General features: G+C 54.0%; 14 protein-coding genes. 8 read left to right on the top strand and 6 right to left on the bottom strand.

Annotated elements, in window-relative coordinates:
* From VGM48_RS19440 to VGM48_RS19430, 3 genes are all read right to left on the bottom strand, one after another.
* On the bottom strand, nucleotides 1–2,511 hold a 2,511-nt coding region (locus VGM48_RS19440; RefSeq protein ID WP_331582092.1), incomplete at its 3' end, for a PKD domain-containing protein.
* 101 nt (nucleotides 2,512–2,612) lie between these two features.
* Complete coding sequence (locus tag VGM48_RS19435; protein ID WP_331582091.1) at nucleotides 2,613–3,035, bottom strand: hypothetical protein; 423 nt, start codon at nucleotides 3,033–3,035, stop codon at nucleotides 2,613–2,615.
* 16 nt (nucleotides 3,036–3,051) lie between these two features.
* Complete coding sequence (locus VGM48_RS19430) at nucleotides 3,052–4,563, bottom strand: carboxypeptidase M32 (protein WP_331582090.1); 1,512 nt, start codon at nucleotides 4,561–4,563, stop codon at nucleotides 3,052–3,054.
* A gap of 82 nt (nucleotides 4,564–4,645) precedes the next feature.
* Between VGM48_RS19430 and VGM48_RS19425 the strand changes: the two genes are divergently transcribed.
* From VGM48_RS19425 to VGM48_RS19395, 7 genes are read left to right on the top strand one after another with little or no spacing between them, the layout of a single operon-like run.
* Nucleotides 4,646–7,054, top strand: coding sequence for a hypothetical protein (locus VGM48_RS19425; protein ID WP_331582089.1), 2,409 nt, complete (start codon nucleotides 4,646–4,648; stop codon nucleotides 7,052–7,054).
* The gene (locus VGM48_RS19420) at nucleotides 7,051–8,157 is read left to right on the top strand and encodes a Nif3-like dinuclear metal center hexameric protein (protein WP_331582088.1); all 1,107 of its coding nucleotides are present in this window, start codon (nucleotides 7,051–7,053) and stop codon (nucleotides 8,155–8,157) included. Before VGM48_RS19425 ends, VGM48_RS19420 begins: the two co-directional genes overlap by 4 nt.
* Nucleotides 8,158–8,165: 8 nt before the next feature.
* A complete protein-coding gene (locus VGM48_RS19415; protein ID WP_331582087.1) occupies nucleotides 8,166–8,921 on the top strand; it encodes a zinc ribbon domain-containing protein in 756 nt (251 codons plus the stop codon).
* A 31-nt stretch (nucleotides 8,922–8,952) separates the two neighbouring features.
* The gene (locus tag VGM48_RS19410; RefSeq protein WP_331582086.1) at nucleotides 8,953–10,395 is read left to right on the top strand and encodes a hypothetical protein; all 1,443 of its coding nucleotides are present in this window, start codon (nucleotides 8,953–8,955) and stop codon (nucleotides 10,393–10,395) included.
* 41 nt (nucleotides 10,396–10,436) lie between these two features.
* A complete protein-coding gene (recN, locus tag VGM48_RS19405) occupies nucleotides 10,437–12,092 on the top strand; it encodes a DNA repair protein RecN (RefSeq protein ID WP_331582085.1) in 1,656 nt (551 codons plus the stop codon).
* Nucleotides 12,089–12,301: a hypothetical protein gene (locus tag VGM48_RS19400; RefSeq protein WP_331582084.1), complete on the top strand. Its 213-nt coding sequence runs from the start codon at nucleotides 12,089–12,091 to the stop codon at nucleotides 12,299–12,301. The genes recN and VGM48_RS19400 overlap by 4 nt, the downstream gene beginning before the upstream one ends.
* A gap of 28 nt (nucleotides 12,302–12,329) precedes the next feature.
* Nucleotides 12,330–13,142, top strand: a complete 813-nt coding sequence (locus tag VGM48_RS19395) for an enoyl-ACP reductase FabI (protein ID WP_331582083.1) — start codon at nucleotides 12,330–12,332, stop codon at nucleotides 13,140–13,142.
* A gap of 31 nt (nucleotides 13,143–13,173) precedes the next feature.
* On the opposite strand, the gene VGM48_RS19390 is transcribed toward VGM48_RS19395, so the two are convergent.
* The gene (locus tag VGM48_RS19390; RefSeq protein ID WP_039131553.1) at nucleotides 13,174–13,395 is read right to left on the bottom strand and encodes a DUF2795 domain-containing protein; all 222 of its coding nucleotides are present in this window, start codon (nucleotides 13,393–13,395) and stop codon (nucleotides 13,174–13,176) included.
* A 147-nt stretch (nucleotides 13,396–13,542) separates the two neighbouring features.
* On the opposite strand from VGM48_RS19390, the gene VGM48_RS19385 reads away from it, so the two are divergent.
* A complete protein-coding gene (locus tag VGM48_RS19385) occupies nucleotides 13,543–14,196 on the top strand; it encodes an ABC transporter ATP-binding protein (protein ID WP_331582082.1) in 654 nt (217 codons plus the stop codon).
* Nucleotides 14,197–14,202: 6 nt separating this feature from the next.
* Here VGM48_RS19385 and VGM48_RS19380 read toward each other — a convergent pair whose 3' ends face one another.
* The gene (locus tag VGM48_RS19380; RefSeq protein WP_331582081.1) at nucleotides 14,203–15,015 is read right to left on the bottom strand and encodes a cob(I)yrinic acid a,c-diamide adenosyltransferase; all 813 of its coding nucleotides are present in this window, start codon (nucleotides 15,013–15,015) and stop codon (nucleotides 14,203–14,205) included.
* Nucleotides 15,015–15,725: an ABC transporter ATP-binding protein gene (locus VGM48_RS19375; protein WP_331582080.1), complete on the bottom strand. Its 711-nt coding sequence runs from the start codon at nucleotides 15,723–15,725 to the stop codon at nucleotides 15,015–15,017. Before VGM48_RS19375 ends, VGM48_RS19380 begins: the two co-directional genes overlap by 1 nt.
* Nucleotides 15,726–15,741: the final 16 nt, after the last annotated feature.

Here is a 15,741-nt window from a genome sequence, read left to right as displayed (position 1 = left end):
GGTGGAGTTTGTTATGGCGGGGGCGGGGCCGGAAACAGACGTGCTTGTCAGCGCGACGGGGCTGTTTTTGCAGGCGCCGACCAGGGGAGTTGGTGTGAAGCTGGCTGTTGGGCCGACGGCATTGACGTTGATGTTGGGGGCAATCTCGGGACAGCCGTTGGTGTCGATCATCGAAAGTTGGATCGTATGGGGGCCGTTGGGAGTGAGGACGACGTCGTGCTCCGGATCGGTTGTGATTTCCGGGGGATTGGCATCGACCTGCCAGGTATACTGCTTGATGTAGCTATCGGCGGCGACTACACCGGGGGTGACCGATGTGGTGGATCGCAGCTGGATCGGAAGATTTTTGCAGACCGAGATCGGTGGAGCGGTTGTGAGTTCGCCCACCCTGATTGAGAAGCTGGGGTTCACCTGTAAGATGGTTACGGGCTTGGTATAGGATTGAGTCACGCAGGCGCCCTGGGAAACGGTTAGAGTGACGGGATGGACGCCGGGGGCGGGGGCATAGGGTGGCGACACAGCCGGTGGCTCCGATGCGGTCGAGCCATCATCAAAGCCCCAGATATAGTTGGATGCACCCGGGAGGGTCGAGTCCGTGAATATGACGGATTTGGGGGATGTGGAGCAATCTATCCTGTAGCCAAAATTGGGGAAGGGGGGATTGACCGTCAGCTGGTGAGGTATTTTTGTCGGGCATCCATGGTTGATGAGGGAGAGCGTAACCGTGGCCGGCGAGTAAGCCTTGTTGTAGGCGTATTTTATCGTGTTTTGCGTTTGGGGTTTGGAGATGGTCCCGTCGCCGAAATCCCAGATATACGAGTAGGTGCCACTGGGGGCGGCGGTGAAGGTGACCGAGTCGCGGCCGCATACGGAGGTAGCACCGGATGGACTGTTCATTGTGAAGTCTGAGGCGGTGGGGGTGCCGATCGCTACGGAACTGCTTGCGGTGGCGGTACAACCGCCGGTGGTGGTGACCGACACGGTGATCGTATAGTCGATGGGATTGTTATAGGTAAAGCTCGGCGTGGCGGAGGTAGAGCTTATTTCATTGGAACCGGGGGCCTGCCAGTTATAGGTCGAAGGAAGGTCGACGCCGTCTATCGTAACGGTGGGGGTGACGGTTGTGTAGGAGGGAGAACCCGTCACGCAGGCGCCCAGGTTGCCGGCATTGACGATCGAGGCGACGGGGGCTTTGAGGGTGATGAAACCCGATTTGGTAGTGGAACCCGGGCAGCCACCGGCACCTGTGACTGTGAGTTTAACGTCGAAGGTCCCGATACTTTTGTAGACATGAATCGGGTCCTGAGCCGTGGAAGTCTGCCCGTCGCCAAAATCCCAAAGCCAGCTGGTCGACCCCGCGGTGGACCGGTCTGTAAAATGCACCGTGAGATCGGGTTTGCAGGCCGTGGTGAGATCGGCGATGAAATCGACGGTGGGCGCAGTTACTGCCGAGAGGGGCTTTGTGATCGAGTCGACGCAACCGGCGTATTTGTTGACCAGTTTCACATTATAGTTGCCGGTCGCGGTATAGGTTTGGGTGCCGGGATTGGCGGATGAGCTGCTGCCGTTGCCGAAATCCCAGGCGCTGGAAAGGGGTGTGGGAGTAGAGGTATTGGTAAAGGTAGCCGGGTTGTTGATGCAGATGGCGGAAGGGCCGTCGAAGCTGGCCGTGAAGTTGCTGAAGCTGATGGTCTTTTGGAAGGACTGGCTGCAACCCAGGCTGCTTTGTACCTGCAAAGAGATCGTATACGGGTTGGCGGTGGGATACACGATGCCGGCGGGATTGGCATCCGTGGAGGAAGCCGGGGTGGCGCCGCTGCCGAGGGACCAGTTGTAAGTGAGAGTTCCCGGACCGGAGGTTTGGTTGAGGAAGTTGGCGGTGAAGGGGGCCGTACAGGACGTGGATACCTGGTTGTAGGTGAAGTTGGGCTGGATGCCGTCTACCACCCGGATGAAACGGGGGGCATTGCTGGTGGTGGAACAGCCATTTGTGTTGACAACCTTGAGGGTAACCGTATAATAGCCCGTTTGAGTATAGACATGGGCAGGGTTCTGGTCGGAGGATGTGGCGCCATCGCCGAATCCCCAGGACCAGGAGACGATGCCGCCAGTCCCGGGTGTCGAATGATCGAAAAGCTGGACAGTCGCCGGGGCGCAGGCGACGTTGAGAGTCGAGGTAAAAGAGACCGATGGTGATGGGGAGACCGTGATAAAGCCGACTTTTCGCATCGCATTGGCGCCGGAAGCATTGCGGGAAATGAGGGTGACGGTATAGGTGCCGGGACTGGAGTAGGAGATATAGGGGTTTTGCTGGTTAGAGGTCTGGCCATTGCCAAAGTCCCAGCTCCAGGCTGTGGGGCCATTACTCGAAATATCCTTGAATTGAACAACGAGAGGGCTACATCCGGATGTGGGGGTAGCGGAGAAATCGGTTCCAGGGGCCTGGGCGTCAACTTTCCATATTCCCAGTATAAAGAAGCAGCCAAAAGCAATAAGAAGTTTTCGGTTCAACGAATCTATCGTTTAGGTAATCGAATAGTGGTCATCCCGGTCAACAACAGTCAACCGTTTTTAGAATTAGGAATTTAGAGCGGCATTCGAAGGAAGGTGGATTACTGTTTCTTTAGCTGCAGGATGTTGGTCGTATGGTTAACAGTATCCGTGCATTTTGCCGAGACGCTGTCAGTATAGCTGTCTTTTATGGTCCAGGTCTCGTTGAGGTATACCAAGGGTACACCTACGCCGGGAAAATTGGCGGTTATAGTCCGGGCAACGATATTATCCGACCACTGGCCGGCTGCCGAAACACCGCCTTTTGTTCCCGTTACGGTGTTGTTCGCGTCAAATTTAAAGAGATAACCTGAGAAAGCGGCAGTGATATCGCTATCATTTTGGGTATACCCACTTACATACCAATTCCCATTTGTAATAATCGATTCCGCCGCCTTCTGTTCCTGTTTCTGGATGTATTTTTTGCAGGAATAGAGAAAGGAGATAAAACCAACCGTGACGATCAACAACAACGAACGCTTCATAGGTTCCGATTTATATTCAAAATTTGTAAATATTATCGTATTTGTCAAGTAAATAGTCTAAAAAATACTTGATTTCCAGGGTTTTTCCGGTCGCTTTGAGGCATAATTCCTCGCTGGTATAGCGGCGGCCCCAACGGTGGATGTTCTCCCGCAGCCAGTTAAGCAGGGATTGGGTGTCTCCGGCGCCGATGGAATCGTTGAGACCCGGGACCTGGTTTTGGGCGGCTGCGAAGAATTGGGCCGCATAGAAGCTTCCGAGGCTATAGGTCGGGAAATAGCCAAAGCTGCCATGGCTCCAGTGGACATCCTGCAGGCAACCCCGTTTATCATCGGGGACCGTCACTCCAAGCCAGGCGGCATAATGTTCGTTCCACCATGCCGGGATCTCGTCAACGGAGAGGCTGCCTTCGATGAGCTTTTTTTCCAGTTCGTACCGGATCATGACGTGGAAATGATAGGAGACCTCGTCGGCCTCGGTGCGGATGAGGGAGGGTTGTACCTTGTTGATGGCCTGATAGAACTGTGCGGCGGAGACGGTGTTTAATTGTTTTGGGAAAATGGATTGCAGCCGGGGATAAAGGGTCTTCCACCAATTCGAGCTTCTGCCGATGTTGTTCTCCCATAGCCGGGATTGCGACTCGTGGATGCTGAGGCTGGCGTATTCGCCGAGGGGCAGGCCATAGTAATCCGCGGGCAGGCCTTGTTCGTAGAGTCCGTGGCCTGTTTCGTGGATGCAGCTCCAGGTCATGGAGTTGAAATCATGCTCGTCGACCCGGGTGGTGATCCGGACGTCCAGACTGTTAAAGTTGGTGGTGAAGGGATGTTCGGAGAGATCCTGGCGGCCTGCTTCAAAATCGAAACCCATTTGCCGGATCAGGCCCATTCCAAAATCCCATTGCTGTTGTTTGGGGTAATCGCCGCGCAGGAAATCGTCGTTGACGAGCGGACAGCCGGCGATGCGGGTGAGCAAATCTTTCAGGGGCTGGCGCACTTCGTTGAAGACTTTATCGAGCAGGGAGACCGTTGCGCCTTTCTCATACTGGTCCAGCAGGGCGTTGTAAGGATGATGCTCGTAGCCGGCGAGGCCGGCTTCTTCCTTTTTCAGCTGGACCATGTTTTGGAGATCGGCGCGGTACAATGCAAAGGAATTGGCCGACCGGGCCTGGAGCCAGGTGTGAAAACAGCGGGAGCCCGCTTCGCTGAGCCGTCGGACGAATGCGGGGGTAAACTTCTTTTGCTTGTTATAATCTTCCAGGCTCAGGGCGACATTGCGCTGTTGATTTTCGGGCAGCTGCTGCCGGCTGTGAAGCTCTTCCAGTAGCTGACCAAATTCGGGTGCGGTGAACCATTCGTGCGCGATCTCGGAAAGGGTGGCCAGCTGGCGCGCGCGGAATTCGGCCCCTTTTGGCGGCAGATAGGTCTCCTGATCCCATTGTAGTACAGCAGCGGAAAATTTTACATCGGCGATCTTTTGCATTCGAGCCGTATATTCGCCGTAGAGGTCTTGTGATGACTTTGTTAAGATCATTTTAACAAATTTTAATGTGGCCGGGAGGCAAAACATTCCGAAATTAACCCGCATTTCGATTAGTATGAAAAAAAATTGTTGCTTGTTAATTGCTCTGCCCTTGTTGTTCCCCGTGTTTTTACAGGCGCAGAAGCTGGACTCTATGTTGAACGTATATGCCGAAAGATATCCTCAGGAGAAGGTGTATGTTCATTTTGACAAGAATCTTTATCAGCCGGGGGAGACCGTCTGGTTCAAGGCGTATATATTTTCGGGCGCCGATCCGTCCATCTTCAGCAAGAATTTTTATGCGGAGCTGTCCGATCCATCAGGGGCGATCGTCCAGCGGAAGGTATATCCTATCTCCGAATCAAGTACGGCGGGTAATTTCGACCTGCCGAAAAATATAAAGGCGGGGCACCTGCATTTCCGGGGATACACCACCTGGATGTCGAACTTCGATACGGCTTTTTATTTCGAGAAGGATATCCGGATCTACGACAAGAAGGATAGCGTGATCACGGTGACGATCGTTCCCCGGCAGACAAAGGTCCAGTTCTTCCCCGAGGGTGGCGATCTTATCGCGGGTGTGGAGGGGATGGTCGCGTTCAAGGCGAATGACCAGTTTGGTTTACCGGTGTCCATAAAGGGATCGATACAGGATAAGAACGGAAAGGAGGTGTTGACCTTTGTTTCCGAGCATGATGGGATGGGCAGATTCCCTATCACGCCTGACAAGGGTGACTCGCTGACCGCGGTGTGGCAGGACGAAAAAGGGATCGAACACCGGACCGCATTACCCGCTGTGAGGCCCATGGGGGCGGTACTCCGGGCGATACCCGGCAATCAGAAGGTTCTTTTTTCGGTGGCCCGGAGCGCGGAAGGCGGACCGGAACTCAAACATCTTACCATTATCGCGCATATGCACCAGCACCTGGTGTATAAGGCCAAAGTCAATCTCGAAGATAATTTCATGAGCGGGGGCACCATCCCTACGGGTCAGCTCCCCAGTGGAGTCCTTCAGCTGACCATCTTCAATGAGAATATGATGCCCGTGGCCGAACGGGTGGTTTTTGTCAATAACCACGAATATACTTTCAAGCCTGAGATGGCACTGCTGATGAAAAGCGTGGTGCGGCGCGGGAAGAACAGCCTTGTCATCGATGTGCCGGATACGATGCGAAGCAATCTCTCGCTGTCCGTGACGGATGCCACAGCCGACGGGCTGTTTCCGAACGATGACAATATTGTTTCGCGGCTGCTGCTGACGGGTGAGCTGAAGGGGACGATACATGATCCTTACTATTATTTCAGGGGTACGGCAGATAGCCTGATGGCGCAGCTGGACCTTGTGATGCTGACGCATGGCTGGCGGCGATTCAAGTGGGAATCGCTTGTCCGGGGACAGTTGCCGGTGATCAAACATCCCGAGCAGGATTATCTTTCGATGCGGGTGGATGTACTTGGAGTAGACGCCTTTAAGATCGCCAAGGACGAGTCGCTGAATGTCATCATGAGCAAGAAGGATTCGAGCACGCAGATGTACTCGATACCGCATATCGCGGGCAGCAAGTTCGGCATAACGGGGCTGGTCTTTTATGATACGGTGAAAGCCTATTACATGTTTAATGTCAATCATGCGTTGTCCAATCAGGCGGCGGTGACTTTCAATACGGGTCTTGTCCCCGGCGTCAGGTTTGCCAAGCCGTTGTCCCTTGGCTTTGACGGCTGGACGGCGGAGGACTCCGCTTATTTGCGGCGCAACCGGTATATCGCACAGGAACAGGCGCGGGTGAAGCCTGTTGACGACGCGAAGGTGAAGACCCTGGCTGCTGTGACGGTCAAAGGGCATGTAAAGACCGATGTTGAAAAGCTGGATGAGCGCTATGCTTCCGGAATGTTTTCCGGTGGGGATTCCAAGATGTTTGACCTGGTGAACGATCCGCTGGCATCGGCGATGCCGGATGTCTTCACCTATCTTCAGGGGAAGGTAGCGGGGTTGCAGATAACGACCGCTAACGGTCCAGGGGGGTCTCCCAGCCTGAGCTGGCGTGGCAGCAGGCCGAGTCTCTATCTGAATGAAATGCAAACGGATGCCCAGCAAATACAAAACATACCGGTGACCGATATTGCCCTGGTGAAAATCTTCCCTCCGGGTTCGGGGGTCGGATTTGGCGGCGGCGCCGGCGGAACGATCGCTATCTATACCAAGAAGGGCGGGGACGAAAAGCGAGCCGATCCCAATATCAAGGGCCTCGATCGGGCGATCCTTATCGGTTATTCCATGCCCAAGGAATTCTATTCGCCGAATTATCTTGAGAACAACCCCCGTAATGAGGCCGAAGATCTCCGGACGACCCTTTACTGGCGGCCGTTTGTTCTCACGGACAAGGACAGCAAGCGTGTCAATATCGACTTCTTCAATAGCGATATCACCAAGAAGTTCCGGGTGGTGCTGGAAGGATTTAACGAGGATGGGAAACTAACGCATATCGAACAGATCGTTCAATGAGTACACCCATCGCCGATATCGTCCGTTTTTTGGAGGCCATGGCACCGCTGGCCTGGCAGGAGTCTTATGACAATGCCGGGTTGCTCACCGGAAATGGATTATGGGAGTGCACCGGGGTGCTGACGACCCTGGATGCGACGGAAGAGGTGGTGATGGAGGCGGTTGCCTGCCGGGCCAACCTTATTGTCGCTCATCATCCGATCGTTTTTGGCGGGCTGAAGAAGATCACCGGGCGAAACTATGTGGAGCGGACGATAATCGCGGCTATCAAACGGGATATTGCCATTTATGCTATTCATACCAACCTGGATAATGTCGTCGCCGGCGGCGTTAATGGCAGGATCGCGCAGAAGCTGGGGATCTCTGGTGGAAAGCCGTTGATGTCGAGGGAAGGGACCTTGCAGAAGTTATATTGTTTTGTGCCGGTTGACCATCTGGAAGCGGTCCGGGCGGCCGTTTTTGCGGCCGGCGCGGGGCATATCGGCGCTTACAGCGAATGCAGCTACTCGGTGGAAGGAACGGGTACTTTTACGGGGGGAGAAGGAACGCAACCCTTTGTCGGCCAGCCGGGCAGGCGCCATCATGAGAAGGAAGGCCGGCTGGAAGTGGTTGTGCCGGCCCATCTCAGCCGGGAAGTAGTGCGGGCGATGATCGCCGCGCATCCCTATGAGGAGGTGGCCTATGATCTTGTACCTCTGGCCAATACGCATCCGGGTGTAGGGTCGGGCCTGATCGGCGAGCTGGCCGTTGAAATGGGGGAAAAGGAATTTCTGGACAGGATCAGGCAGGCGTTTGGGGTTCCGGTGATCCGGCATACCCGGTTGACAGGCCGTCCGGTGAAGAAGGTGGCCGTTTGTGGGGGAGCCGGCAGTTTCCTCATTTCCAAGGCTTTATCCGCCGGGGCCAACTTTTATATCACCTCGGATGTTAAGTATCATGAGTTCTTTGACGCCAATGACCAGATGGTTATTGCCGATATAGGGCACTTCGAAAGCGAGCAATTCACTGTGGACCTGCTTTTTGAGGTTTTGCGGGAAAAATTTCGTAATTTTGCGGTCCTTAAATCGGTGGTCAAAACGAACCCGATAAACTACTATTATTAAAGTAAACTATGTCAAGCGTAAAAGAATTCTCTGTTGAGGAAAAGCTCGCCTCCCTGGTGACCCTCCAAAAAGTTGAATCGAAGTTGGACGAGTACAAGATCCTGAAAGGCGAACTGCCGATGGAAGTAAGCGATCTTGAAGATGAGATCACGGGTCTGCATGCCCGTCAGACCCGGGTGGAAGAGGAGATCAACGGCATCCAGGAATTCATCAATCAAAAGAAAGAGGCTATTAAAGAAGCCGATGCGCTGATCAAGAAATACGATAAACAAAGCCAGAATGTAAAGAACAGCCGCGAATTCGAGGCGATCAACAAGGAGATCGAGATGCAGCAGCTGGAAGTTAAGCTGGCCGAGAAGCATATTAAGGATGCCAATGAGGAGATTGCCGAGAAGGTGCAACTGCTCGAAAAGGCAAAGAAGAATATCGGCAGCAAAGAGTCCGTTTTGAAGAACAAGAAGGACGAGCTGGACAAGATCATCGCTACCACGGAGAAGGAAGAAAAGCATTTCACAAAGCTGTCCGCCGAAGCCCGGGAGAAAGTTGAAGCCCGGCTGTTGCACTCTTACGACCGCATTCGGGGCAATTACCGTAACGGTCTTGCAGTGGTACCGGTACTACGTGATGCCTGCGGCGGTTGCTTCAATGCCATCCCGCCTCAGCGTCAAAGCGAGATCCGCCAGCGCAAGAAGATCATCGTCTGCGAGAACTGCGGCCGGATCCTGGTAGACAATGAGCTGAATGATGCCGTTGAGGTTAAATAGACCCGCGCTTGTCCTCGGCTTACTAATACCTTTGTTAAGCGTCGGACAAAAGCATTACGATTTTAATAATACTTGTCGCCAGGCCTACCGGTCCATTATCGCGCTGCGATTGGAGGAAGGTAGCCGGCTACTGGAAACTGAAAAGAGAAGGGATCCGAATAATCTGATCCCTTTTTTTCTTGATAACTACATCGATTTTTTCCAACTCTTTTTTAATGAAGATGCAGGGCAGTATGCCGCCTGGAAGGGGCGGCTCGATCAGCGTCTCGAGCTGATGAGCGAGGGCCCGGAAAATTCCCCTTTTCATCTTTTTACCCGGAGCGTGATCCATTTTCAGTGGGCGGCCATCCAGATCAAATTTGGTAATAACTGGGATGCCGGCTGGGATTTTCGCCGGAGTTTTTTACAAAGCAGGGACTGTGCAAAGCGGTTCCCGGACTTTGCTGCGGCTACGATGCTTAGCGGGGCCATGCAGGTGGTGGCGGGAACGATCCCCGACAGCTATAAATGGCTAAGCAGCCTCCTGGGGATCAAGGGGAGCATCGCGGCGGGGATGAAACAGCTGGACCGGTTTCTGGCCACCGACGATGAATGGGCGGAGCTTTACCGGGATGAGGCCATTTTCTATTATCTCTACCTGAAATTCTATATCGAGAACAAACCGGACGAGGTGTTTGCTTTTATCCGTCAGCATCAGCTGGATGCAAGGAACAACCATCTATATACCTACCTCTACGCCAACCTGTGCATCAATGATCACCGAAGTGCGATGGCCTTGCAGATCATGCAGCAGATGAACAATGCCCCGGACTATCTGGACATGCCTGTCTGGGACCTGGAAATGGGTTACGCCAGTCTCAATCACCTGGAGCCGGGGGCGGAGAACCATCTGAAGCTGTTTCTTCAGCGGTTCAAGGGCAAATTCTATGTCAAAGATGCGCTGCTGAAATTGTCCTGGTTCTATTATTTGAAGGGGGAGCTAGCCCGGGCGGATAGTTGCCGGCAAATGGTGTTGCGTAAGGGGGGCATCGAAGCGGATGCGGACCGGCAGGCGGTGAAGGAAGCCAAAAGCCGGATATGGCCGAACAAGCTATTGCTGCAAGCGCGATTGCTTAGTGATGGCGGTTATTTTGGGGAAGCCTTGCAGCTGTTGCAAGGGACGAGCAGTTCGGGCTTTGTGACGGCAGAAGAGAAATGCGAGTATGCGTACCGGCTCGGACGGATCTATGATGGGTTGACGAGGAACGATGAGGCGATCGAGGCATATCTGACGGCGATAAAGACGGGACAGCAGCTGAGAGAATACTTCGCGGCCAGGGCGGCCTTGCAGATCGGATATATTTATGAACAACGTGGGGATAAAATACGGGCGATTGCCTTCTTTGAAAAGTGCCTTTCCCTTAAGGATCATGATTATAAGAATTCGCTTGATCAGCGGGCGAAGGCCGGCCTCGCCAGATGCAAAGGAGAGTAGTGTGAATTTTCCTTATTTTGCCTTAGTTTTTGCGGAATATTATGTTACAGCGGATACAAATACAGAACTATGCCATCATCGATGCGCTTAGTATCGACTTTTCCCAACGATTGAATATCATAACGGGCGAGACGGGCGCGGGCAAATCCATTCTTATGGGGGCGCTTTCCCTGATCCTTGGTGACCGGGCCGATTCAGCGGCGCTGTTACAACGGGATAAGAAATGTGTTGTGGAAGGCATCTTTGCTTTAGCGGGAAAGAAAGAGGTGGCGGCTTTTTTTGCCGAACATGATCTTGATGCGGATGAAGAAGTGGTCATCCGGCGGGAGGTTGCGCCTTCGGGCAAGTCGAGAGCATTTGTGAATGACACTCCAGTAAACCTGGAGCAGCTGAGGGGCTTAAGCTCTTTGCTGGTGGATCTTCACCGGCAGTTTGACACCCTTGAACTTGGCGAATCGGATTTTCAGCGGGAGGTCCTGGATGCCCTGGCAAGCCAGGGTGGCGTGCTGGAGGAGTATCGCGGGATCTATCGCCAGTGGCAGGCGGCGTCCCGTGAGCTGGCTACGTTGAAGGAACAGCAGGCGCAGTTCAATAAAGAGCTGGATTATAATAAATTTCTTTTTGACGAGCTGAACGAGGTGAATTTGCAGGAGAATGAATTGGAAGAACTGGATCAGGAGTTGAAGATCCTGAACAATTCGGAAGGGATCAAGACGGCTTTGTCGAAAGTATATTATGAGCTGAAAGAAGGCGAGCAACCGCTGTTGCAGCAGTTGAAGACGCTGCAGCATTCCTTACAGACCTATGCCGCCTATCATCCCGAGCTGTCCGCACTGACGGAGCGGATGTCTTCGGTCCAGATAGAATTGCAAGACATTGCCGGAGAGGTTGACCGTATCAATGAAGAGGTAGGATATGATCCCCGGAGGATCGAAGAGATCAACGAACGGTTATCGGCCGGATACAAGTTGTTGAAAAAACATGGCGCGCAGACGACCGGCGCATTGCTGGAAATTTACCGGCAGCTGCAACATAAATTACAGGATTCATTTCAGGTGGATGCAGGTATTGCCGCCGGTGAGAAGGAAGTGGCGCGGTTGTTACAGGAGGCCCAAAAAAAGGCGGCTGTTCTTTCGAAGAACCGGCAGGCGCAGACGGCTCCATTGCAGGAGAAGGTCAATAAGCTGCTCAAACAGGTGGGTATGCCGAATGCCCGGCTGAAGGTTCAGGTATCGCCGGCCGCCCTTGATCCTTTTGGCGCCGATGCGATCGATTTCCTTTTTGATGCCAATAAGAGCGAACGATTCGAGCCTATCCGCAAGGTGGCATCGGGCGGGGAGCTTAGCCGGCTGATGCTTTGTATAAAATCGCTGGTGGCGGAATCGATCAATCTGCCCACGCTTATTTTTGATGAGATAGATACGGGTATTTCCGGTGAGGCGGCAAGACAGGTGGGTATCATTCTCAAGGGGCTGGCGAAGAAGCGGCAGGTGATCTGTATCACGCATCAGCCGCAGATTGCCGGGAAGGCCGATGCGCACTACTTTGTATACAAAGCCGTCAAAGGGGAAGCCATTCAAACCAATATACGTTTGTTGAACCAGGACGAGCGGATCAATGCGATTGCCCAGATGCTCAGCGGCGAGAAGCCAACGGCGGCGGCGCTTGAGAATGCCCGGGAAATGGTGCTGGGATGAAGATCATGAAAATACGTTCCCTTCTTATATTGCTGATCATCGGGCTGGCGCTTGTGCCGGTGTATTTCTTCAACCGGTGGTTGCAGCGGGTGATCCGGCCGCGGGAAGCGGCTGGGAGGTTCTTCCTGTTCATCTTTGTCAATTTTTTGCTGATCATCGTGTATACGATCCTGGTCGTGGGAGTCGTTGTGCGGTTGTTTGGGCGATAAAATCTATATTTGGCGCAAAATTCAATCTATGGCATACAACCTGCTTAAAGGGAAAAAAGGGATCATATTCGGTGCGCTCGATGAGAAATCCATCGCCTGGCGGACAGCCATTAAATGCTATGAGGAAGGTGCGCAGATCGTTCTGTCGAATGCGCCGGTAGCGTTGCGGATGGGGGAGATCAATAAGCTGGCAGAGGCGGTGAAGGCCCCGGTGATTGGCGCCGATGTGACCAATATGGACGATCTGAAGAAATTATTCGAGGAGTCTATGAAACATTTTGGCGGGGGGATCGATTTTATCCTGCATTCCATCGGAATGAGCCTGAATATGCGGAAGGGCAAGAGCTATACGGAGATAGACTATGAGTTCAATAAGAAGACGCTGGATATTTCGGCGATGTCCCTGCACCGGGTACTGCGGACGGCCTGGGATCTGGATGCGCTGAACGAACGGGCCAGCGTTGTTGCGCTGACCTATATTGCGGCACAGCGGGTGTTCCCGGACTATAATGAAATGGCGGATGCGAAGGCTCTGCTGGAGAGTGTGACGAGAAGCTTTGGATATAATTATGGCTTGAAGAAAAAGGTCCGGGTGAATACGGTTTCGCAATCGCCCACGCGGACGACAGCGGGCAGCGGGGTGAAGGGCTTTGACGGTTTTATCACCTATGCGGAGAAGATGAGTCCGTTGGGAAATGCTTCGGGTGATGAGTGTGCAGACTACTGTGTGACCTTGTTCAGCGATCTGACACGGATGGTGACGATGCAGAATCTATTTCACGATGGAGGGTTCTCATCGACCGGGGTTACAGAAGAGGTGATCAAACAGATGGAGAAATAAATAAAGTGGCGCTCTACGGAGCGCCACTTTGCTAATATTCGTCCTCGTTGAAAAAGAAATCTTCCTGACTGGGATAGTCGGGCCAGATGTCGTCGATGCCCTCGTATATCTCCCCTTCGTCTTCTAGTTCCTGCAGATTTTCTACCACCTCGATGGGAGCACCGGAACGGATAGCATAGTCGATCAATTCATCTTTGGTAGCCGGCCAGGGGGCATCTTCCAGGTAGCTTGCCAGTTCAAGTGTCCAAAACATCGTTCTTAATTTTCCGCAAAAGTAATTTTTAAAATGATTTCTCCAAATTTTGCCTTTCCTATTTTGGGACGGGGGAGGGATGGGGAGGGTATTTTTTGTAGGTTTGCGCGTGCAAGGGTGATCCAATGCTGCGTTTAAATCAATAGTATGCTAACAGCCAAGGGAATACAGAAATATTACGGAAATTTATGGGTGCTGAAAGGAGTGACGGTGGATATTAAAAAAGGTGAGATAGTGAGTATCGTCGGTCCTTCCGGGTCAGGCAAGAGCACCCTGCTGCATATCCTCGGTACCCTCGATGAACCTGCGGCCGGCGAGATCATTCTCCAAAACAAGAAACTCCATGACCTGAAAGGGAAGCCGCTGGCCGCCTTTCGCAATAAACATATCGGATTCGTCTTTCAATTCCATCACCTGTTGCCGGAATTCAGCGCGCTGGAAAATGTTTGTATCCCAGGTTGGATCGCCGGCCGGAAGAAACGGGAAGTGGAAGAACAGGCATTCGAACTGTTAAAAGTCCTGGGCGTCGATCATCGCGCCGAAAACAAACCCGGCGCCCTGTCGGGCGGGGAACAGCAACGGGTGGCCGTAGCGCGGGCACTGATCAATCAGCCGGATATCGTATTTGCCGATGAGCCGACCGGTAACCTGGATACGGCCAATGCCAAAGAACTGCATCAGCTGTTCTTCGACCTGCGGAACCGGTTCAAGCAAACGTTTCTAATAGTGACCCATAATGAGGAACTGGCCATGATGAGCGACCGGGTTCTTCACATGAAGGATGGGCAGATGGTAAATTGATGATAATCAGACCCTTGGCTTCCAGGGGATCTCGGGTACCGCGAGGCGATGACCGATGAAGCGGGCCAGCTCAAATAAATAATCACTTAAACGGTTGAGGTATTGCAGGACGAGGGGCTCGATGGGGGCTCCGGCGTCCTGTAGGCGTACCACGCCCCGTTCGGCACGGCGGCATACGCAGCGGGCGATGTGCGCGGTGGATACGGCGGGATGGCCGCCTGGGAGGACAAAGGACTTCATGGGCGGGAGTTCGGCGTCCATGGAGTCGATGGCGGATTCCAGCAATTGGATATCGGCTTCGTGCAGATCGGGGATGGCGAATTTGGGTTCTTTGTCGGGGTCGCAGGCGAGGGAGGAGCCGACGGTGAAGAGGCGGTCCTGGATCTCGCGGAGGAGGATTTGGGCTTCGGGAAAGAGGGGGGAGGCGGCGACTGCGGGCTCGGCGGTTGCGGAGGGACTTGCGGGCGGGGCAGAGGCGGCTGTGAGAGGAGATACGGCTGTGGAGGGACTTGGGGACGGGGAAGCGATTGCGGCGAGAGGGGACGCGGAGGCTGGGGCAGGCGCGGTGGAGACGAGAGGAGACACGGCTGTGGAGGGACTTGGGGACGGGGAAGCGGCTGCGGCGAGAGGGGACGCGGAGGCGGGGGCAGGAGCGGCTCCGGCGGCGGACAGGTGGTCACTGAGGAGGCCGATGAAGGAGTTGAGTTCGTCGACGGTGCCATAGGCTTCGATGCGCAGATGGCTTTTGGGCACTTTTGTGCCGCCGATGAGGGAGGTGGAGCCTTTGTCCCCTGTTTTTGTATAGATGCGGATAGCCATCAGGTTGCGAGTGTTTCCGGGGCGCGGCGGCGGTCGCTTTCTATCACTCCGTCGCGCAACCGCACGATGCGGTGGGCGTAGTTGGCGATATCTTCTTCATGAGTGACGAGGACGACGGTGTTGCCGCCGGCCTGGATGGCGCCGAAGATTTCCATGATCTCCATGGAGGTTTTTGAATCGAGGTTGCCGGTGGGCTCATCGGCGAGGATGAGCGAGGGGTTGTTGATGAGTGCGCGGGCGATGGCGACGCGCTGGCTTTGGCCACCGGAGAGTTCGTTGGGTTTATGATGACCGCGGTCGCTGAGGTTCACTTTTTCGAGTACGGCCATGGCCCGTTCGATGCGTTGTCTGGCGGGTACGCCGGCATAGACGAGGGGGAGGGCGACGTTCTCCACGGCGGTGAGCCGGGGCAGGAGGTTGAACTGCTGGAAGACGAAGCCGATCTCGATGTTGCGGACATCGGCGAGGTCGTCATCGGGCATCTTGCTGACGTCCTGTCCGTTGAGTACGTATTTGCCGGCGGTGGGGGTGTCGAGGCAGCCGAGGATGTTCATCAGGGTGCTTTTCCCCGAACCGGAGGGACCCATGAGGGCGACATATTCATTTTTCAGGATCTCCAGGGAAACGCCTTTGAGGACGGGGAGGGCCTGTTTGCCCATGAAATAGCTTTTCTGGATTTGTTCGAGGTGTATGATGGGGGCGTTGGGCATCGGCGGGGATTTTCGG

It is taken from the genome of Puia sp., from assembly GCF_036500295.1.
Taxonomy (GTDB): domain Bacteria; phylum Bacteroidota; class Bacteroidia; order Chitinophagales; family Chitinophagaceae; genus Puia.
The sequence above is the reverse complement of the archived record's forward strand: the minus strand, read 5'-3'. Positions and strand labels throughout refer to the sequence as shown.